We start from the raw sequence: 19795 nt of genomic DNA, 5'->3' as shown, positions 1-19795 counted from the left end.
TCCCTTTGGTGCTGTGAGTTTTTTTATTTTCTTTAAAAAAAACAAAGAGGTTGTCAATCCAATTTTTTGACATTAAGGTTAGATAATGGTTTAAAAACATAAACCAATAAGGAGTAATAATGAAATTTGAACATTTAAAATATGAACTAAGTGAAGTCAGCGACTTTTTAATTGCCTTAGGTGATGAAAAGAGACAAGCAATTATTATTAAGTTATTGGAGAAGAGTGATTGCAAAGGCATACAAGTTGGAGATTTAATCGAAGCTACAGGCTTATCGCGCCCCGCTATTTCACATCATTTGAAAATCTTAAGACAAGCAAAGATAGTCAATTATCGTTCAGAAGGAACAAGAAACTTTTACTATCTTGAACATGATACATCAGAAATTATGAAATTACAACATTTTCTGGATGAAGTAACAAGGATAATGAAAGGAAAGCAAGAAAAATGAATAAAGTTTTGATTGTCGAAACAAATATTAAGCGTTATAAGAATACTAATGAAGCGACAGGGCTTTGGCTGGGCGAGAGTGCAGAATTTGTTGATGAACTCCAAAAACATGGTATTGCTTATGACTTTGTTAGCCCAAATGGTGGCTATGTTCCACTTGACCCACGGAGTATGAAGTATATGGATGAAGCCATTTGGAACATTTATGAGCGGCAAGACTTTGTCGAAAGAGCTTTAAAAAAGACTTTGAAACCTGAGGAAGTAATCTCGCAAGACTATCGTGCCATATATTTCACAGGTGGCCACGGTGTGATGTGGGACTTTCCAGATAATCCAGAAATAAAAGGTATCGCCCAAGCTATTTATGCGCATGGTGGTTATCTCACTTCCGTTTGTCATGGTATCGCCGGTTTACTTAATCTTAAGAAGCAAGAAGGTCAATACATCATTTCAGGGAAAAAGATAACGGGTTTTACAACAGCTGAAGAAGTTCTTGCAGGCAAGAAAAAAATCGTTCCTTTTCTCAATGAAGAGGTAGCCAAAAGCCGTGGGGCAACATGGTGCAAAAAAAGATTCTATAAAGATTTTGCCCTCCAAGATGGGCAACTTATCACGGGACAAAATCCGTTTTCTGTAAGGTCAGTCGCTAAAATGCTTATAAAGGAGATTGCATAATGCAAACAATACTAGGAAGTAATGGACAGATTGGTCAAGAGCTGGCCAAGGAACTTTTTAAAAAATATACAAAAGATATTAGGCTTGTGAGTAGAAAACCACGTAAAGTAAACCCAACAGATAGCTTGTTTTCGGCTGATTTACTGAAGGCTGAGGAAGCGCATGCAGCGATTGCTGGCAGTGAGATTGTTTATTTTACAGCCGGTTTACCGATGAATTCTGAGCTTTGGGAAGAACAATTTCCTCTGATGATGAAAAATGTCATTGACGCTTGTAAGCTGCACCAAAGTAAATTGGTTTTCTTTGATAATACCTATATGTACCCTAAAAATGCGGAAATACAATATGAAGACACTAAATTTGAACCGAGGGGAAGAAAATCCACGGTACGTGCACGGTTAGCAGAAATGGTAATTGAGGAGATAGAGAACCATTCGCTCGAAGCTGTAATCTGCCGCGCGCCGGAGTTTTATGGCCCAGGTCAGACGCAGAGTATAACAAATACAATGGTCTTCAATGCAATTAAAGAGAATAGAAAAATAAAAATTCCCTTGAGTGCTACTCGTTTGAGAACCTTGATTTGGACACCCGATGCTAGCCGTGCAATGGCTCTCATAGGGAATGATGCGGATGCTTATGGTCAAACTTGGCATTTGCCATGCGCACCAAGCTTGACTTATCAGGACATCATTACACTTTCAGAAGAAATCACAGGAAAAAAACTTCAATACACAATAATTAAGATGTGGCAATTCAAATTGGCGGCCCTTTTCAGCCAAAAAGCGAAAGAATTGCAAGAACTTCTTCCGCGTTATGCAGAGGACAATGTATTTAATTCAGACAAGTTTAAAAAACATTTTCCAGAGTTTGAAGTAACAAGCTTTGAAGCAGGTGTAAAACAGGTGCTTTTAGAGAAATAGCCTTATGAAAAACTTCCTGATGGCTCGTCTTAATTCATTTGATATCCAGAAGGCAAAATGATAAACTTTTAAAGAAAGAGGAAAGGGATTGAGAAGTATGAAAGAGATAAAAAATATTATTTTTGACTGGGACAATACACTCTTTCCTTTTAAAAAAATATTGGGAAACAGCACACCGGAAAGTTTTTTTGGACTTGATTGATTTTCAGGATGAATTTTCTATAGATGATTTTATGGCAAAGTATCGTGAAGTGGATGAGCAACTCTGGCCTTTAGTTCACGAAGGAAAAATGACGATTGAGCAGCTGCGCGAAGAGCGTGTGCGCCAAGTCTTGGATTACTACGCAATTCACTATAAAGAAAACTTTGTGCGCCTGTTCTTTGACATTTTTTTGACAGCTTTACTTGAAGAGATAGAAGTTGATCAGAATTTATTATCTAAAATGCTAGAACTCTCTCAAAATTATAATATTGCTATTTTAAGCAATGGGGAGAGTGGAGAGCAAAGAGAAAAAATTAAACGTTTTGGCTTTGAAAATCTGTTTCCAGTTTATATTTCGGCCGAAACTGGCTTAACCAAACCTGATCAAGCAGCTTTTTATAATATTTTAGATAAGGAAGGCTTCGATCGTGAAGCAACACTTATGGTTGGAGATCTCCTTGAACATGACATTCTTCCAGCACAAAAACTTGGTTTAGCCACTGCTTACATAGGACATGACGATAAGGAAATCGCAGATAAAACCTATGAAAGCATCGAAGATTTCCTTGAAGATTTTTTGAAATAAAGAAACTTGAAATTTCCTTTGTTTTCCTGTAAAATGATAGAGTTATCAGTGCCGTCTGTAGTGTAATGGATATCACGCAAGATTCCGGTTCTTGCGATGGGGGTTCGATTCCCTCCAGACGGATAAATTTTTTATTTTTAGCGCTGTAAGACATTGTGAGAAGCACAATGTTTTTTACATTTTGATATTCTCTTTTCTGACTTAATGAACAGGTGAAAACTATGAGAGACAAGCATCAAAGTAGAAAATGTTTTTTATTTGATTCCAATAATGGATAGGAAAGAACATAATTAGAATATTGAGGAAGATATGGATATTCAATTTTTAGGGACGGGCGCGGGCCAGCCATCACGAACGCGAAAAACACAGGCTATCGCTTTGAAGTTACTCGATGAACGTAACGAAATATGGCTATTCGATTGTGGCGAAGCGACCCAACATCAAATTTTGGAAACATCAATTAAACCAAGAAAAATCACCAAGATTTTTATTACACATTTGCATGGCGATCATATTTTTGGTCTACCGGGTTTTCTATCTAGTCGTTCTTTCCAAGGTTCAAGTAAAGATGAGGAGCATACGGACTTGGAATTATATGGACCAAAAGGTCTGAAAGACTTTGTGATGACGGCTCTGCGCATGTCGGGATCGCGTCTTGGATACAAGATTCACTTTCATGAAATTGAAACGCCTGGTAAGATATTTGAAGATCAAACCTTTGAAGTATATGCTGATACCTTAGATCATACAATTTTTTGTCTCGGCTATCGTGTAGTCGAAAAAGATCGTCCTGGAGAACTAGATGCAGCGGCTTTGAAGGCATCAGGTCTACCTTTCGGTCCCCTCTTTGGCAAAATAAAGAATGGTGAAACAGTAGAGCATGATGGGAAAGTTTTTCATCCAGAGGACTATATTGGCGCAGACAAGCAGGGGAAAGTTGTCACTATTCTTGGAGATACCCGACGTACACCAAGCGCTGTTCGTTTAGCGGTTGGGGCAGATCTTTTAGTTCATGAAGCAACTTATGAAGCAAAAGAGGCAAAAATGGCCCGCCGACACGGACATTCGACCTCAAAACAAGCAGCAGATGTTGCTCAGGAAGCTGGCGTAAAACGTTTGGTGCTCACGCATATTAGTGCACGCTATGTTGGCCCACTTGTGGCTCAGCTTGCGCAAGAAGCACGAGCTGTTCATCCTAATTCGTATGTGGCGAAAGATTTTTATGAAGAAAAAGTTGAGTAAAAAGAATATTGTAATTACAGGCGCTAGCGGTGATATTGCACAAGCACTTGTTCAGCGTTTAGAGGATCATAATCTTATCTTGATCAGTCGCTCGTTTCCTCAGCCAGTCATGCCTGAAAAAGTAGATATTCTCATTAATAATGCAGGTTTTGGAGAGTTTACAGAGTTAAGTAACTTATCGGATGAGCAAATTGATGAAATGTTCAAGGTTAATACGTTAGATCTGATTAAGCGGACGCGTGATTTGCAACCACAGTTGCAAGTAATTAATATTGCATCCATAGCAGGAAAGTTACCTACAGCGAAATCGACCGTATATGCAGCTTCCAAAGCCGCTGTTCTCGCTTTTTCTGATGCTTTACGTTTAGAAAAACCAGATCTTATCGTGACAACAGTCAATACAGGGCCGGTCCGCACAAAATTTCACAAAGACAATATGGACTATTTGGAAAAAGTGGGCGAAAATGTGGTCAGTGCAGAATATGTTGCGGATAAGATTGAGCAGGTTTTAGGGAAAAATAAAAGAGAATTGAACTTACCTGTCCAGCTGGCTTTCGTTGCGAAAGTTCGTGCATTTTTCCCAAGTCTTGTAGATAATATAGGAAATAGGTTTTTTAATTATAAATAAATCTTCAAATAAGCAGTCGAAGTGGAGGAAACTTGATTAAATCAAAATATATATGGAAGTTAACTGAGTCAGACTTACCGGATGAGTTTCTTAAGTTAAGTAAAAAATATAAATTAGATACACTGGCAGCGCAAATTTTGTGGCAACGCGGCATAAGGGCAGAAGAGGAGATTCAAGCTTACTTGAATCCTGATCTTCAGCAATTACATGATCCGTTTTTGTTGCACGATATGGAAAAAGCCGTTCAAAGAATTTTGACTGCAATTGAAAATGGGCAAAATATCTTAATATACGGTGATTATGATGCGGATGGTATGACGGCAAGTTCCGTCATGAAATCAGCTTTAGATGAATTAGGAGCGGAAGTTCAGGTCTATCTTCCTAACCGCTTTACTGATGGTTACGGGCCAAATCTTGATGTCTATAAATATTTCATTCAAAATGAAGACATTGATTTGATTATTACCGTGGATAATGGTGTGGCTGGTCATGAAGCCATCGCCTATGCACAAAGTCAAAATGTTGATGTTATCGTAACTGACCATCACAGCATGCCAGAAGTACTGCCAGAAGCTTTTGCAATTGTACATCCTGAACACCCAGAATCAAACTATCCTTTTAAGTATTTGGCTGGAGTAGGAGTAGCTTTTAAAGTCGCAACAGCTCTTTTAGACTATATTCCTTCAGATATGCTTGATTTGGTGGCAATCGGAACAATTGCGGATATGGTTAGTCTTACTGATGAAAATCGTATTTTGGTGAGTCATGGACTAAAAGTATTAGCGAATACTGAGCGTGCAGGCTTGATGGAACTCATGCGTCTCTCAGGAACTGATTTTGAAAAGGTGAATGAGGAAACGATTGGTTTTCAAATTGCCCCTCGTTTGAATGCTCTGGGGCGCTTAGATGACCCAAACCCAGCGATTGAACTATTAACAGGCTGGGATGAAGAAGTGGCTGCCGAAATTGCGCAGATGATTGATGAAAAAAATAGCGAGCGTAAAGTAATCGTAGAAAATATCTTCAATCAAGCCCTCACAATGATAACGGACGAGCCCGTACAAATTCTGTATCATAAGGATTGGCATAAAGGTGTTTTAGGTATCGTTGCCGGACGTTTACTTGAGCAATTTCACAAACCTATTATTATGTTGGCAGAAGAAGAGGGAATTCTCCGAGGATCAGCACGTTCGATTGAAAGTTTTAATATATTTGAAGCACTCAATGAACACCGTGAACTTTTTATGGCTTTTGGTGGCCACAAACAGGCTGCTGGGATGACTTTTGCCTTGGAGAATGTGGAAGCAATCAAGCAAGTGATGCTCGACTTTATTCAAGAAAACGATATCGATATGTCAGAAAAAAGTTCACTAGAAGTTCAGGGCAGTTTGCAGTTTGACGAGATTAGCTTAGAGACGATTAGAAGTTTAGAAAAGTTATCTCCTTATGGTATGGACAATCCGAAGCCTCATTTTCTCCTTACGGACTATCAGGTTGAGCAGGCACGTAGTATGGGAAAAGACAATAGTCATCTCAAACTTAAATTAGTACAAAATGGACAAGCTTTAGATGCGGTTTACTTTGGGCATGGAGCTGAAAGCCTAGAATTTGAACAAAGTGATACAGAACTTGTCGGTACCTTGTCTAGCAACACTTGGAATGGTACAACAACTGTTCAGCTTATGGTGGCTGATGCTAGAGTAAATGGTGTTGAGCTTCTGGATATTCGAAGTCGACAAGTTGAATTGCCTAAAAATACAATACGTTTTGTCCATAATGAAGTGAAAAATGGTACAATAGAAGAAGTGCTTATTATTGAGGAAGCCCCAACTGATAAGGAAGCCTTATCTGCTTTGACGGAATTAATACATGAGCAGGAATTTGAATTGATTTATTTCAAAAATACAATCAAGAAAAATTATTATTTGACGGGAGCGGGGACGCGTGAGCAGTTTGCGCGCTTCTATAAAGCAATTTATCAGTATCCTGAGTTTGATATACGTTTTAAATTGAAAGACTTAGCAAATTATTTGAAGATACCCGATATTTTACTGATAAAGATGATTCAAATATTTGAAGAACTGAATTTTGTCACTATTGACAATGGCATGATGAGTGTGAATAAAGCCGCCGAAAAGCGTGATATTTCTGAAAGTAATATTTACCAAGAGCTTCAAGAAATTGTTGCTTTTCAAGAACTTTTCGCCTTATCCCCTGTCAAAGAAATTTATAAAAAATTAAAAGAGGAAGATGCACATGCAACTTAAAGATTACATTGCAACGATTGAAAATTACCCAACAGAAGGTATCGTTTTCCGCGATATCTCACCACTTATGGCTGATGGAAATGCCTACAACTATGCAGTTACTGAAATTGTGCAATATGCACGCGATAAAGAAATTGATGTAATTGTTGGCCCAGAAGCGCGTGGATTCATCGTTGGATGTCCTGTTGCTTTTGCACTTGGTGTTGGTTTTGCGCCTGTGCGTAAACCAGGAAAATTACCGCGTGAAGTTATTTCAGCAGACTATGAAAAAGAGTATGGTACAGATACATTGACAATGCATGCTGACTCTATTAAGCCAGGACAACGTGTTCTGATTGTAGATGATCTCTTGGCAACAGGTGGAACAGTAAAAGCTACTATTGAGATGATTGAGCGTTTGGGTGGTATCGTTGTTGGGTGTGCCTTCTTTATTGAACTGGATGACCTTAAAGGGCGTGAAAAACTTGGCAACTATGATTATAAGGTCTTGATGCACTATTAATTTCATCCTACCAAGTAAGACGGAAAACGACACATAATGAAACAGTTTAAATCCGTTTACATATTGACAATGAAGCGAATTTAATATAATATAGAAAAAGAAAATCTGAAAGAGAGCAAAAAAGTTTGAAAATTGAAGCATTAGAAGGACAAAATATCGAAGAACTTTCAATGATTGAAGTTGCTCATGCAATTTTGGAACAAAATGGTAAGGAAATGGCTTTTGCAGAAATCTTGAACGCTGTTCAAGACTACTTGAAAAAGTCTGATAATGAAATCAAAGCCACAATTGCACGTTTTTACACAGAAATGAATACAGATGGAAGCTTTATTCCATTAGGAAATAACATTTGGGCGCTGCGCTCGTGGTACGCGATCGATGAAATCGATGAGGAAGTAATTGCTCTTGATGAAATTGACGACGAAGAAGAAAAAACAACTAAAAAACGTACAAAAGTTAATGCATTCGGTATCGAAGATGAGGTGGATCCTGAAGATGAACACATCGACAAAGGAAACGATGCAGATGACATGACTTATGATGATGAGAATCCAGATGATGAAAAAGATGAGGTTCAAGCTTATGATGCTGAACTTGCTGAAGTTGAACTGGATAACGTGGATGAAGACGTTGAACTCGATGAAGAGGACGACGATGATGACGACAGCGACTCAGAAGAGAATTAAAATCTAAAAGAGTGAGGTCCCTGACCTCGCTTTTGTGAATATTACCCAACAAACTTACGCTTCACTGTTTAAAAAAAGAGGGTGGCGTGATAAGGAGGATTAACCTTGGTAGAAAAAGATACGGAGAAGTTTTCGAGAGAAAGTTTCAAAGATAAAATCTTGCGTGAACTTGAAGAAGGAAATCGAGCCAACACGGATGGGACTTTTGAAAACTATGCCCGTGAATCCAACAAAGAACTTTCTTCAACTCCGAGTAGACATACTCGGCGAGAACGTGCTGATTTTTCGGATATTCAACGTCCAACTTCATTTAAGTTGACAGAAGAACTGGAAAATCCAGAAGTAGAGGAACAAGCTAAAATTTCCGAAGATGTAGAATTTCCTGAAAAAGCTGTTTCTGATCAAGTGAAAACAGAAGCATCAGCACATGAAGAACGTCCAGACTTTGCAAGTGTTCGCGAGCAAATGCTCCAAGCGAGCCAAGGACAAAGTTATTCACGACTTAGACGCAAGACAAAAGAGTCTGATAAAGAAGTTGTTGATGAATATGAGCGACCTGAAGCACAAGCAAGTGATGCTGCAGAGTCTCTTGCCGAAGAGACGACTCACAGACAAAGAAGTCGTCGTGCAGCAGTAAAATCGGATGCGGAAGCTGAAGAAATGCAGCCCAAGTCGAAAGCGAAAAAATCGAAGAAGAAAGTTTCTTCTGGAAAGATTATTGCTGTTATCGTAGCTGTTTTAATTTTGGCTGCGGCAGGGACTGGTTTTTACGGTTATAATTTCATCAAAGAAGGTGTACAACCGCTCAATACTGCAAATACAACCAAACGCGCCATTAACATTCCAGCGGGAGCAAGCAGTAAACAAATCGGAGATATCTTACAACGAGAAGGTATTATCAAAAATGGTATGGTTTTCCAATACTATACTAAATTTAAAAATTTCAGTGGCTTTAAGAGTGGCTACTACAACTTGGCGCCTAGCATGAGCTTGTCAGATATTGCAAGTCTTTTGGAGCAAGGAGGAACCGAACATCCTGTGGAACCAACTCTGGGCAAAATTTTGATTCCTGAAGGTTATACATTGGAACAAATTGCTCAAGCTGTTACAGTGAATTCTGCGGATAAAGATGAAAAAACACCTTTTACTAAAGATGAGTTTATGAAGACTGTACAGGATCAGGCGTTCATCGAAAAAATGAAAGAGAAGTTTCCAAAACTTCTTGCAAGCTTACCAAGTAAAGACAGTGGTGTGAAGTATCAACTTGAAGGTTACCTCTTCCCAGCAACTTATGAGTATACGAAAAAGACAACTGTTGAAAGCTTAATTGAGACCATGCTTTCAACAACTAATACACAGCTGGAACCCTTGTATGAACAAATACAAGCGAACGGACTTACGGTCAATGAAACCTTGAGTTTGGCTGCCATTGTCGAAAAAGAAGCGAATAGCGATGATGATCGCCGTAACGTTGCACAGGTCTTCTTTAACCGTAAGGATTTAGGGATGACGATGGATTCTAATACAGGAATCTTTTATGCTGAAGGTAAGCTAGGTAAGGATACTTCGCTTGATCAGCAAGCTGCAATTAATACACAATTAGACTCACCTTTCAATACTTATTTGTATCCAGGTTTTGGTCCTGGACCAATCGTGAGTCCAAGCTTGTCGTCAATCAAAGCAGTGCTTAACCCGACTGCGAATGATTATCTTTATTTTGTAGCAGACGTTGAAGGTAAGATTTACTTTGCGCAAACACTTGAAGAACAAAACATCAATGTTCAAAAGTATGTCAATGATGCGATTGCGTCGGGTAATTAATTAGAAATTTAAAAAGGATAAAAAATGGTAGAAAAAACTTTCCCCATGACCAAAGAAGGTCTGGAAAAATTAGAACAAGAATTAGATAACCTTAAATTGGTTAAACGCCCTGAAGTTATTGAACGCATCAAAATTGCACGTAGCTACGGTGACCTTTCAGAAAACTCAGAATACGAAGCAGCAAAAGATGAACAAGCCTTTATCGAAGGTCGTATCTCAACTGTGGAAACAATGATTCGTTATGCTGAAATCGTAGACAATGCTAATATTGACAAAAATGAAGTTGCTCTTGGTAAATCAGTTGTTTTCCAAGAAGTTGGAGATGACGAAGAAGAAGAGTACGAAATCGTCGGTACTGCTGAAGCTGATCCATTTTCAGGCAAAATTTCAAATGAATCTCCAATCGCTCAAGCCTTGATTGGCCGTAAAGTTGGCGATGTTGTGAAAATTCCGTTGCCTATGGGTGAAATCGAAGTTAAGATTGTTGATGTAAAATAAAATAAAAAAATCTGCTTTTAGCGGATTTTTTTATTTTAGAGACGTTTCAGCCACTATTTTTGGTAAAAAATTAAAATTTTCGATATAATAGTCAATAAAGGTCAAAGATTGGAGGTTCTATGTCTGCCCAAAATACTTCAGATATTATCGAAGCTTATTTGCGAAAACTGCTAGAAGAGGCACGTGAGATTGAGATTAAACGTGCAGATTTAGCCAGTCAATTTGACGTGGTTCCTTCGCAAATTAACTATGTGATTAAAACCCGTTTCACCCCATCTAAAGGCTTTGATGTTGAGTCAAAGCGTGGTGGTGGCGGCTATATCAAAATATTCAAATACCATTATTCGGCAAAGCATGAATTCTTGCTTGATTTAGCACAGAAGTTGCCTGCCAACTTGACCGAAAGTATGGCACAAGATGTCTTGCAACTTTTATTTGATGAAAACATTTTGACTGAACGAGAAGGAAATCTTCTCCTTTTGCTTTTAGCTGATAGTGATATTTCTAACAGTTGTCGAGCACAAATGATGATAAAAATACTACAGAGATTGGATCGTGATGATGAAATTTAATGAAATGGACTTTACACCACAAGTCGTAAAAGTGCTTGAGAAGTCTGTCGACTATGCGCACAAGTTTAACTACGCATGGGTTGAAAGCTCGCACCTATTGGCTGCCTTGGCTGAGGTCCCGGCTTCATTGGCATTTACGCTACTTAATTCAGAAAAGATTGATTTGGAAGAAATGTTAATCGACATCGAAGATTTTTCAAGTCAAGTGAAGACAAAAAAATCAGAAATAAAGCTTAGTCCAAGAGTGGAAACGATTATTGAGCAAGCACGAGCACTGGCTCAAAATAATGATAAAAACCGCATCGGGACCGAGCATCTCTTATATATGCTGTTGGCAAATGAAGCCAGCTTTGCAGGACAACTTTTACGTGAGCAAGACATCAATATCGTTAACCTCCGCAAAAAGCTAGAGCAAAAAGCATATCTACGCGTGCCAGAACGCCGTAAAGCGGTGACACCAGCTTCGAAAAGAAACCTGTCGGGGAAAGTGTCCGAAACAACGACAACGCCTACTTTAGACACGGTATCAACAGATTTGACAAAAGCAGCCCGTGAAGGAAAGCTTGATCCCATGATTGGAAGAGAGCGTGAAGTTGAACGTCTTATCCACATTTTGAGCCGTCGAACAAAAAATAATCCTGTTCTTGTTGGTGAGCCAGGTGTTGGTAAGTCAGCGATTATTGAAGGCTTTGCGACACGTGTGGCTGCAGGAAATGTTCCTGTAGGTTTACGTGGTAGCCGCATTATGGCTTTAAATATGGCGATGGTCGTAGCGGGGACAAAATTCCGTGGTGAATTTGAAGATCGTTTGACGGCTATTGTTGATGAAGTGACACACGATAAAGATGTTATCGTCTTTATCGATGAACTGCATACAATCATTGGGGCTGGTGGCGGCATGGACTCGGTCAACGATGCCTCAAACATTTTAAAACCAGCATTAGCACGGGGCGAGTTCCAACTCATCGGTGCTACCACTTATCAAGAATATCAAAAATATATTGAAAAAGATGAAGCCCTAGAACGCCGTTTTGCCCGTGTCAATGTCGAAGAACCCTCAGAAGAGGAAACGGTTGCGATTTTACAAGGCTTGAAAGAAAAATTTGAGGCTTACCATACAGTCAAATTTGAAGAAGGGGCTTTGGAGCGTGCTGTCAGCTTGAGTAATCGCTATATGCCTAGTCGTCGTCTGCCAGACAAAGCTATTGATCTTCTTGATGAAGCAGCAGCCAAAGTTAAAATCACGAGTAAAACAAATTACACTAAGTTAGACGAGTTAAAAGCAGAATTAAAAGCGGAAGAGCTGAGATTACAAAAAGCAGTTGTTGCTCTTGATATTGTTGAAGCGCAAGGGGTTGAAAAAGATATTGAAAAACTAACGCACAAGATTGATAATTTTACAGTATCGGAAAATGATAATCCTTTGGTTGAGGAAAGCGATGTTTATGCTGTCGTTTCTAACCTTACAGGAATCCCGCTCCAACAGATGACGAAAACAGAAAGTGAACGTCTGATTAACTTAGAAAAAGAGTTACATAAACGTGTGGTTGGACAGGAAGAAGCGATTTCTGCTGTTTCTCGTGCTATTAGACGTGCACGTTCAGGTATTGCCGATACGAGACGTCCTTTGGGCTCATTTATGTTCCTTGGTCCGACAGGAGTTGGGAAGACAGAGCTTGCTAAGGCTTTAGCGGAAAGTGTCTTTGGCAGTGAAGAAAATATGATTCGTGTAGACATGAGTGAATTTATGGAAAAATTCTCGACATCGCGTCTTATCGGAGCACCTCCTGGATATGTAGGTTACGATGAAGGTGGGCAATTGACAGAGCAAGTCCGTAATAAGCCTTACTCTGTTATCCTCCTTGATGAAGTCGAAAAGGCCCATCCTGATATTTTCAATATCATGTTACAAATTTTGGATGATGGTTTCGTTACAGACACCAAAGGACGTAAAGTTGATTTCAGAAATACGATTATCATTATGACATCTAACTTGGGTGCAACGGCTATTCGTGATGATAAAACGGTTGGTTTTGGGGCTAAATCAATTTCAACGGATTATCCAGCTATGAAAGCAAGAATCATGGAAGAGCTGAAGAAACAGTACCGTCCAGAATTTCTCAATCGTATTGATGAAACTATCGTTTTCCATTCACTGACAGAAAAAGAGATTGAACAAGTCGTGAAAATCATGAGTAAATCTCTTGTATCGCGTTTGAAAGATCAAAATATCAAAGTGAAATTTACACCTGCTGCTTTGAAAGTTATTGCTGATAAAGGATTTGATCCTGAATACGGTGCCCGCCCATTGCGTAAAGCTCTGCAACGTGAGGTTGAAGACACGCTCAGTGAACAATTGCTTGCCGGCGAAATTCATCCAGGGGATACGATTTCGATTGGTTCTTCTAATAAAAAGATTAGAATAAGTGTTATTGATTGACTTGTAAGCGATTATATATTATAATTAAATTAGAAATAAAGAAAGGACGGTTCTTAAAACTTGACTGTCCAGCGCCTGCAAAACAGTGAAGGTTCAATACAAGAGCCGTTAAGGTAGACTCTATGATCAAATATAATATCCGTGGTGAAAATTTTGAGTTAACAGATTCAATCCGCTCATATGTTGAAGATAAGGTTGGAAAACTTGAAAAATACTTTAACGATGGTCATGAAGTAACAGCCTATGTAAATCTTAAAGTTTACTCCGACAAACGTTACAAAGCAGAAGTTACCGTTCCTGCTAAAAATGTAACTTTGCGTGCAGAAGATACAGCAGCTGACATGTATGCAGCTATTGACTTTGTTGAAGAAAAACTAGAACGTCAAATTCGCAAGTATAAAACACGTGTAAACCGTAAATCTAAGATTAATGTTCCTACTGGACAAGCTTTCGGAGACGAGTTTGCACCACTTGATGAAGCTGAAGAAGTAAATGAAGATCAAGTAAAGATTGTTCGTACAAAACATGTTTCCTTGAAACCAATGGATGCTGAAGAAGCAGTCCTTCAAATGGACATGTTAGGACATGATTTCTATATCTTTACAGATGCAGATACAGACAGTACTAATGTCGTTTACCGTCGTGAAGATGGCAACATTGGTTTAATCGAAACCAAATAAGATTTAAGTACAGAAACTGTATCAAGAAAAAAGTCAAGCAAAAAAGCTTGGCTTTTTTTGTTATCTCTGTACTTCTGTGACATTTTACATCTGTAATCGTTTACCATAAATATAACAGTTTAACTTAAAATTCAAACTGTACTAGTAAAGAAAGTGCAAACATTCCCAGATATCCCTTGAAATTAGTAAACTGTATGATATAATAAAAGCGTAATCTGAAACAGAAAGACCAAAGGAGATTTTCTACATGAAAACAGAAACTAAAGAAATCTTTGAGCAAGCCTGGGAAGGTTTCAAAGGATCAGACTGGCAAGATAAAGCAAGCGTTACACGCTTTGTTCAAGCCAACTACAAACCTTATGATGGAGACGAAAGTTTCCTCGAAGGGCCAACAGAACGTACGCTTAAAGTAAAAGATATTATCGAAACAACAAAAGCGCACTATGAAGAAGTAGGATTCCCATTCGATACTGATCGTGTGACTTCTATTCACAAAATTCCTGCTGGTTACATCGATCCTGAAAACAAAGATCTCGAATTAATCTACGGTATGCAAAACAGCGAACTTTTCCGTTTGAACTTCATGCCAAAAGGTGGTCTTCGTGTAGCAGAAAAAATCTTGACAGAACACGGACTTAGCGTTGATCCTGAATTGCACGAAGTGTTGGATACAACAATGACTTCTGTAAATGATGGTATCTTCCGTGCCTATACATCAGCTATCCGTAAAGCACGTCACGCACACACAGTAACTGGTTTGCCAGATGCTTATTCACGTGGACGTATCATCGGTGTTTACGCACGTCTTGCACTTTACGGTGCAGACTACTTGATGAAAGAAAAAGCACGCGAGTGGGATGCAATCACTGAAATTACAGAAGAAACTATCCGTCTTAAAGAAGAAATCAACATGCAATACCAAGCACTTGATCAAGTTGCTAAATTTGGTGATCTTTATGGACTTGACGTTCGTCGTCCGGCCCTGAACACTAAAGAAGCTATCCAATGGATCAATATTGCTTACATGGCTGTATGTCGTGTTATCAATGGTGCGGCTACATCACTTGGACGTGTGCCAATCGTTCTTGATATCTTTGCTGAACGTGACCTCGAACGTGGTACTTTCACTGAACAAGAAATTCAAGAATTCGTTGATGATTTCGTATTGAAACTTCGTACAATGAAATTCGCGCGTGCTGCTGCTTATGATGAACTTTACTCTGGTGACCCAACATTCATCACAACATCAATGGCAGGTATGGGTAATGACGGTCGTCACCGTGTTACAAAAATGGACTACCGTTTCCTTAACACATTGGATACAATCGGTAACGCTCCAGAGCCAAACTTGACAGTACTTTGGTCTGATAAATTACCGCATGCCTTCAAACGTTATGCAATGTCAATGTCTCATAAACACTCTTCTATTCAATATGAAGGTGTAGAAACAATGGCTAAAGAAGGCTACGGCGAAATGTCTTGTATCTCATGTTGTGTATCACCACTTGACCCAGAAAATGAAAACGAACGTCACAACCTCCAATACTTCGGTGCACGTGTTAACGTTCTGAAAGCGATGCTTACTGGTTTGAACGGTGGTTATGACGATGTTCACAAAGACTACAAAGTGTTCGATATCGAACCTGTAACTGACGAAGTCCTTGACTACGAAACAGTTATGGAAAACTTTGACAAATCATTGACTTGGTTGACTGATACTTATGTGGATGCAATGAACATCATCCACTATATGACTGATAAATACAACTATGAAGCCGTTCAAATGGCCTTCTTGCCAACACGTGTTCGTGCGAACATGGGCTTCGGTATCTGTGGTTTCGCCAATACAGTTGACTCACTTTCAGCAATCAAATATGCGAAAGTTAAAACTATTCGTGATGAAAACGGCTATATTTATGACTACGAAGTTGAAGGCGACTTCCCACGTTACGGTGAAGATGATGACCGTGTAGACGATATCGCTAAACTTTTGATGAAGATGTACTATGAAAAACTAGCTTCACACAAACTTTACAAAAATGCTGAAGCTACAGTTTCACTCTTGACAATCACTTCAAACGTGGCTTACTCTAAACAAACAGGTAACTCACCAGTTCATAAAGGTGTATTCCTCAATGAAGATGGTTCAGTGAACAAATCTAAAGTAGAATTCTTCTCACCAGGTGCTAACCCATCAAACAAAGCGCGCGGTGGATGGCTCCAAAACTTGAACTCTTTGGCGAAACTTGAATTTGCTCATGCAAATGACGGTATCTCATTGACAACTCAAGTTTCTCCACGTGCACTTGGTAAAACACGTGACGAACAAGTAGATAACTTGGTTCAAATCCTTGACGGTTACTTCGGACAAGGTGGACAACACGTTAACCTTAACGTTATGGATCTTAAAGATGTTTACAGCAAAATTATGGCTGGCGAAGACGTTATCGTACGTATCTCTGGTTACTGTGTAAACACTAAATACCTCACACCAGAACAAAAACAAGAATTGACTGAACGTGTGTTCCACGAAGTTCTTTCACAAGATGATGATGAAGTAATGCACACATCAAACATTTAATGAAATGCATAAACAATCTATCCTTTGGATAGGTTGTTTTTTGCTTCCTCTTATATTAAAAGCCGCCTCTTTGATTTTTGTCATAATGCGCACTGTATGTATCGTCTAAACCGTAAGTCAAATTATCACGAATTGTTCCCCAATTTGCCTTCCTATGCGACTTTTGTTATAATCATTCTATACAGAACAACACGAAAAAACTGACCGCTCCAACGGCCACGTGTCTTAGTTCTCTGTAGATGGGTTAAACGTTAGTCTTTGGGACTAGCGTTTTTGTATTCTTTCCAAATCTTGAAGAGATCGATAGCAATTGTTACAACATCAAGAACTATCCAAACCCAAACAGTCATCAGTAAGAATTTTCCCTTCTACAGAGAGTAGGAATGTCATCATAACCTGTCCACCTCTCATGACTAGTATTTGCAGGCGACAGGTACAGAGTAACATAAGACACGAGAGTTTTACTCTCATTATATTATTTGTAAAAACTTTATAAATGTAACAAAAATATGGCAAAAAAATAGAACTTCCCTTCATCATCATGGAAGTTCAAATGAAATTATTCAAATTTATATTGAGCCTAAGGACAAGCTTTTGTTTATAAGGATCAGTGGAAAGAAGACTTGCTGGCTAAGATAAAGCCAGCAGATCTAATCGTTGAAGATGACAATGTCCGCTTGTACGGTGTGAAGTTCTATACTGGGGATAATGGACGTGAAATTCTTAATGAATTGGAGACGCTAAGGTCAAATGGACACTCTAAGCTTGTAAAAACTATCGAAGAGGAATTTGAGAACCTGCTTTAGCCAGTAGAATGATAGGGTGAAAACGTATGAATTGATGTGCTTTACGTCTAATCTCATGCGTTTTTTGATTAAGAAGAAATATTGTTTTTGCTTCATGGGGTCGTAATTACTGAATATCGTATCATGAGTTGTGCTATAATAAAGCTATGAAGAAAGTAATCGGTTTGACAGGTGGAATAGCTTCTGGGAAATCAACGGCGGTTGATTTTTTGCGTTCTCAGGGCTATCCGATCATTGATGCGGACCAAGTGGTTCGTGAATTACAAGCACCAGGTGGCTCCTTATATCAGGCGATTCTACAAGAATTTGGCCCTGCCTACTTTGATGAGAAAGGACTGTTAGTTCGGCGAAAATTGGGCGACTTAATTTTCTCAAATGATGAAGCTCGAGAAAAACTAGCATTGCTCCAAAATCATATTATTCGCCAAGAACTTTATAAGAGACGTGAAGCACTTTTGAAGGATGATAAGGTTCAAAAGGCCATAATTATGGATATTCCCTTACTCATCGAACAGGCTTATGATGGTTTTGATGAAATATGGTTAGTAGCTGTTCCAGAAAGTATCCAAATTGAGCGTATCATGAGTCGGGATAATATGACAAAAGAAGAGGCAGAAGCACGTATCAAAGCTCAAATGCCTTTGTCAGAAAAGAAGAAGTATGCCACACGTATTATTGACAGTTCAGGAACAATTCCTGAAACTTATGAAAAAATCACAGAACTGTTAAAAGCAGTAGAAAAGAGGGATTAAAACGAGTAAATCAACAAAAAACAGAAAAGTTAATTGGAAACAAAATTTGTGGATTACATGGATTGGCTGCTTTATTGTGGGCTCATCTTTTTCACTGGTGATGCCATTTTTGCCCCTGTATATTCAAAGCCTAGGTGTGACGGGTTCTAATGTGGAGCTGTTTTCTGGTATTGCTTTTGCTTCGACAGCTTTGGTCTCAGGCTTAGTTGCTCCTATGTGGGGAAAATTAGCGGACAAATACGGCCGGAAACCTATGATGGTCAGAGCTTCTTTTGCCATGACCTTTACCATGTCTGCGATTGCTTTTTCTCATCATATGGGTGGCTATTGGTGGCTCTTGCTCATGCGCAGTCTTATGGGCTTCTTTTCAGGATTTATTCCCAACTCGACAGCAATGATCGCTTCTCAAGCACCGAAAGAACGTTCAGGTTATGCCCTGGGAGTCTTATCCACTGCAATGATTACGGGAACTTTGATTGGCCCTTCTATCGGTGGTTTATTGGCACAATGGTTTGGGATGGCGAATGTCTTCCTTATCGTTGGGAGTCTGCTAGCTCTTGCAACAATTCTGACTGTCTTTTTTGTTCATGAAAACTTTGAACCTGTAACGAAAGATAATATGTTATCTACAAAGGAAATTGTCAATCGTGTAAGTAACAAGCATATCCTTTTTGGCTTACTTATTACCAGCTTCATTATCCAAGTCACCACACAATCAATAGAACCATTTGTGACCCTTTACATCAAAACATTGACTACAAATACAAATAACTTAATGTTTATCTCAGGTCTTATTGTATCTGCAGTTGGCTTATCTGCAATGATGTCTTCTAGTACATTGGGTAAATTAGGAGACAAATATGGCGCACATCGACTGATTTTAATCGGTTTAGCTTTTAGTTTCGCTATGTATTTACCGATGGCTTTTGTAGAAACCCCTCTTCAATTAGGAATCTTAAGATTTATGCTGGGGTTCGGCACGGGTGCTCTGATGCCTTCCGTCAATTCCCTTTTGGCTAAAATCACCCCTAAGGAAGGTGTGTCACGGATCTTTGCCTATAACCAAATGTTTTCTAACTTTGGTGTTGTTGTAGGTCCAATCGTTGGCTCAGCAATTGCAGGCTGGGTTTCCTATCGGATGGCGTTTATTGTGACAAGTCTTTTCGTAGTGGTTAATTTCTTTTGGTCCTTGGCTAATTTCCGGAAATATTTAAGAAAGCGGAGCATCGTAGAATGAGAGTGAAAATAACTTTAGCTTGCACAAGTTGTAAGAGTAAAAATTATATCAGTAGTAAGAATAAAAGCAGCAACCCTGATAAAGTCGAAACGATGAAGTTTTGTCCAAAAGAGCGCATGGTTACATTACACCGAGAAGTTTAAGTGCTATGAAGTATTTTTCATTCTAGAAAAACCATTTATTTTTAAAATAATTGCACATCTGTAAAAATGAAACTGAAAAAATGGTATAATAAAAAATGTTAAAAAA

Annotated in this window: 18 protein-coding genes, 1 tRNA gene and 1 pseudogene; all 20 read left to right on the top strand. The window is 38.9% G+C overall.

Annotated features, from left to right (window positions below):
- The first annotated feature begins 119 nt into the window (after positions 1 to 119).
- The 20 genes and pseudogenes from LACDD01_RS05740 (at position 120) to rpmG (ending at position 19689) form a co-directional block, all read left to right on the top strand.
- A complete protein-coding gene (locus LACDD01_RS05740) occupies positions 120 to 452 on the top strand; it encodes an ArsR/SmtB family transcription factor (RefSeq protein ID WP_061413667.1) in 333 nt (110 codons plus the stop codon).
- On the top strand, positions 449 to 1126 hold the full coding sequence (locus tag LACDD01_RS05735) for a type 1 glutamine amidotransferase domain-containing protein (protein ID WP_061413665.1): 678 nt from the start codon (positions 449 to 451) through the stop codon (positions 1124 to 1126). Before LACDD01_RS05740 ends, LACDD01_RS05735 begins: the two co-directional genes overlap by 4 nt.
- Entirely contained in the window at positions 1126 to 2046 is a 921-nt protein-coding gene (locus LACDD01_RS05730) for an NAD-dependent epimerase/dehydratase family protein (RefSeq protein WP_061413664.1), read from the top strand. The genes LACDD01_RS05735 and LACDD01_RS05730 overlap by 1 nt, the downstream gene beginning before the upstream one ends.
- 97 nt (positions 2047 to 2143) lie before the next feature.
- Positions 2144 to 2834: pseudogene (locus LACDD01_RS05725) on the top strand (HAD family hydrolase).
- Between the two features lie 51 nt (positions 2835 to 2885).
- A tRNA-Arg gene (locus LACDD01_RS05720) sits at positions 2886 to 2957 on the top strand.
- 186 nt (positions 2958 to 3143) lie between these two features.
- Positions 3144 to 4076, top strand: a complete 933-nt coding sequence (gene rnz / locus LACDD01_RS05715; protein WP_061413662.1) for a ribonuclease Z — start codon at positions 3144 to 3146, stop codon at positions 4074 to 4076.
- Positions 4057 to 4704: an SDR family NAD(P)-dependent oxidoreductase gene (locus tag LACDD01_RS05710; protein ID WP_061413660.1), complete on the top strand. Its 648-nt coding sequence runs from the start codon at positions 4057 to 4059 to the stop codon at positions 4702 to 4704. The genes rnz and LACDD01_RS05710 overlap by 20 nt, the downstream gene beginning before the upstream one ends.
- Before the next feature lie 32 nt (positions 4705 to 4736).
- The gene (gene recJ / locus LACDD01_RS05705; protein WP_061413658.1) at positions 4737 to 6971 is read left to right on the top strand and encodes a single-stranded-DNA-specific exonuclease RecJ; all 2235 of its coding nucleotides are present in this window, start codon (positions 4737 to 4739) and stop codon (positions 6969 to 6971) included.
- On the top strand, positions 6961 to 7473 hold the full coding sequence (locus LACDD01_RS05700) for an adenine phosphoribosyltransferase (RefSeq protein ID WP_003134000.1): 513 nt from the start codon (positions 6961 to 6963) through the stop codon (positions 7471 to 7473). The genes recJ and LACDD01_RS05700 overlap by 11 nt, the downstream gene beginning before the upstream one ends.
- A gap of 125 nt (positions 7474 to 7598) precedes the next feature.
- Complete coding sequence (rpoE, locus tag LACDD01_RS05695; RefSeq protein ID WP_003134001.1) at positions 7599 to 8159, top strand: DNA-directed RNA polymerase subunit delta; 561 nt, start codon at positions 7599 to 7601, stop codon at positions 8157 to 8159.
- Between the two features lie 105 nt (positions 8160 to 8264).
- On the top strand, positions 8265 to 9980 hold the full coding sequence (gene mltG, locus LACDD01_RS11835; protein ID WP_061413656.1) for an endolytic transglycosylase MltG: 1716 nt from the start codon (positions 8265 to 8267) through the stop codon (positions 9978 to 9980).
- A gap of 24 nt (positions 9981 to 10004) precedes the next feature.
- Positions 10005 to 10478 carry a transcription elongation factor GreA gene (greA, locus tag LACDD01_RS11830; protein ID WP_019292667.1) on the top strand — a complete coding sequence of 158 codons (474 nt, stop codon included), beginning with the start codon at positions 10005 to 10007 and terminating at the stop codon, positions 10476 to 10478.
- A gap of 119 nt (positions 10479 to 10597) precedes the next feature.
- Positions 10598 to 11050: a CtsR family transcriptional regulator gene (locus tag LACDD01_RS05680; protein ID WP_019292666.1), complete on the top strand. Its 453-nt coding sequence runs from the start codon at positions 10598 to 10600 to the stop codon at positions 11048 to 11050.
- On the top strand, positions 11040 to 13490 hold the full coding sequence (locus LACDD01_RS05675) for an ATP-dependent Clp protease ATP-binding subunit (protein ID WP_061414148.1): 2451 nt from the start codon (positions 11040 to 11042) through the stop codon (positions 13488 to 13490). Before LACDD01_RS05680 ends, LACDD01_RS05675 begins: the two co-directional genes overlap by 11 nt.
- Before the next feature lie 122 nt (positions 13491 to 13612).
- Positions 13613 to 14170, top strand: a complete 558-nt coding sequence (gene hpf / locus LACDD01_RS05670; protein WP_003134010.1) for a ribosome hibernation-promoting factor, HPF/YfiA family — start codon at positions 13613 to 13615, stop codon at positions 14168 to 14170.
- Positions 14171 to 14417: 247 nt separating this feature from the next.
- Complete coding sequence (gene pflB, locus LACDD01_RS05665) at positions 14418 to 16751, top strand: formate C-acetyltransferase (protein ID WP_061413654.1); 2334 nt, start codon at positions 14418 to 14420, stop codon at positions 16749 to 16751.
- Positions 16752 to 17374: 623 nt separating this feature from the next.
- Complete coding sequence (locus tag LACDD01_RS05660) at positions 17375 to 17557, top strand: hypothetical protein (RefSeq protein ID WP_061413652.1); 183 nt, start codon at positions 17375 to 17377, stop codon at positions 17555 to 17557.
- 146 nt (positions 17558 to 17703) lie between these two features.
- Positions 17704 to 18309 carry a dephospho-CoA kinase gene (gene coaE, locus LACDD01_RS05655; RefSeq protein ID WP_019294150.1) on the top strand — a complete coding sequence of 202 codons (606 nt, stop codon included), beginning with the start codon at positions 17704 to 17706 and terminating at the stop codon, positions 18307 to 18309.
- A 46-nt stretch (positions 18310 to 18355) separates the two neighbouring features.
- Positions 18356 to 19546 carry a multidrug efflux MFS transporter gene (locus LACDD01_RS05650; RefSeq protein ID WP_061413650.1) on the top strand — a complete coding sequence of 397 codons (1191 nt, stop codon included), beginning with the start codon at positions 18356 to 18358 and terminating at the stop codon, positions 19544 to 19546.
- The gene (rpmG, locus tag LACDD01_RS11530; RefSeq protein ID WP_014024306.1) at positions 19543 to 19689 is read left to right on the top strand and encodes a 50S ribosomal protein L33; all 147 of its coding nucleotides are present in this window, start codon (positions 19543 to 19545) and stop codon (positions 19687 to 19689) included. Before LACDD01_RS05650 ends, rpmG begins: the two co-directional genes overlap by 4 nt.
- The last annotated feature ends 106 nt before the right edge of the window (positions 19690 to 19795 follow it).

Origin of the sequence: Lactococcus sp. DD01 (assembly GCF_001578715.1) — a bacterium.
Lineage (GTDB): Bacteria > Bacillota > Bacilli > Lactobacillales > Streptococcaceae > Lactococcus > Lactococcus petauri.
This window is presented reverse-complemented; position numbering and strand designations above follow the sequence as displayed.

Bases quoted from the DNA above. Each gene is read 5' to 3' on its own strand.
- LACDD01_RS05740 (WP_061413667.1), top strand. From the start codon at position 120: ATGAAATTTGAACATTTAAAATATGAACTAAGTGAAGTCAGCGACTTT.
- LACDD01_RS05735 (WP_061413665.1), top strand. From the start codon at position 449: ATGAATAAAGTTTTGATTGTCGAAACAAATATTAAGCGTTATAAGAAT.
- LACDD01_RS05730 (WP_061413664.1), top strand. From the start codon at position 1,126: ATGCAAACAATACTAGGAAGTAATGGACAGATTGGTCAAGAGCTGGCC.
- rnz (WP_061413662.1), top strand. From the start codon at position 3,144: ATGGATATTCAATTTTTAGGGACGGGCGCGGGCCAGCCATCACGAACG.
- LACDD01_RS05710 (WP_061413660.1), top strand. From the start codon at position 4,057: ATGAAGAAAAAGTTGAGTAAAAAGAATATTGTAATTACAGGCGCTAGC.
- LACDD01_RS05700 (WP_003134000.1), top strand. From the start codon at position 6,961: ATGCAACTTAAAGATTACATTGCAACGATTGAAAATTACCCAACAGAA.
- greA (WP_019292667.1), top strand. From the start codon at position 10,005: ATGGTAGAAAAAACTTTCCCCATGACCAAAGAAGGTCTGGAAAAATTA.
- LACDD01_RS05680 (WP_019292666.1), top strand. From the start codon at position 10,598: ATGTCTGCCCAAAATACTTCAGATATTATCGAAGCTTATTTGCGAAAA.
- LACDD01_RS05675 (WP_061414148.1), top strand. From the start codon at position 11,040: ATGAAATTTAATGAAATGGACTTTACACCACAAGTCGTAAAAGTGCTT.
- hpf (WP_003134010.1), top strand. From the start codon at position 13,613: ATGATCAAATATAATATCCGTGGTGAAAATTTTGAGTTAACAGATTCA.
- pflB (WP_061413654.1), top strand. From the start codon at position 14,418: ATGAAAACAGAAACTAAAGAAATCTTTGAGCAAGCCTGGGAAGGTTTC.
- coaE (WP_019294150.1), top strand. From the start codon at position 17,704: ATGAAGAAAGTAATCGGTTTGACAGGTGGAATAGCTTCTGGGAAATCA.
- rpmG (WP_014024306.1), top strand. From the start codon at position 19,543: ATGAGAGTGAAAATAACTTTAGCTTGCACAAGTTGTAAGAGTAAAAAT.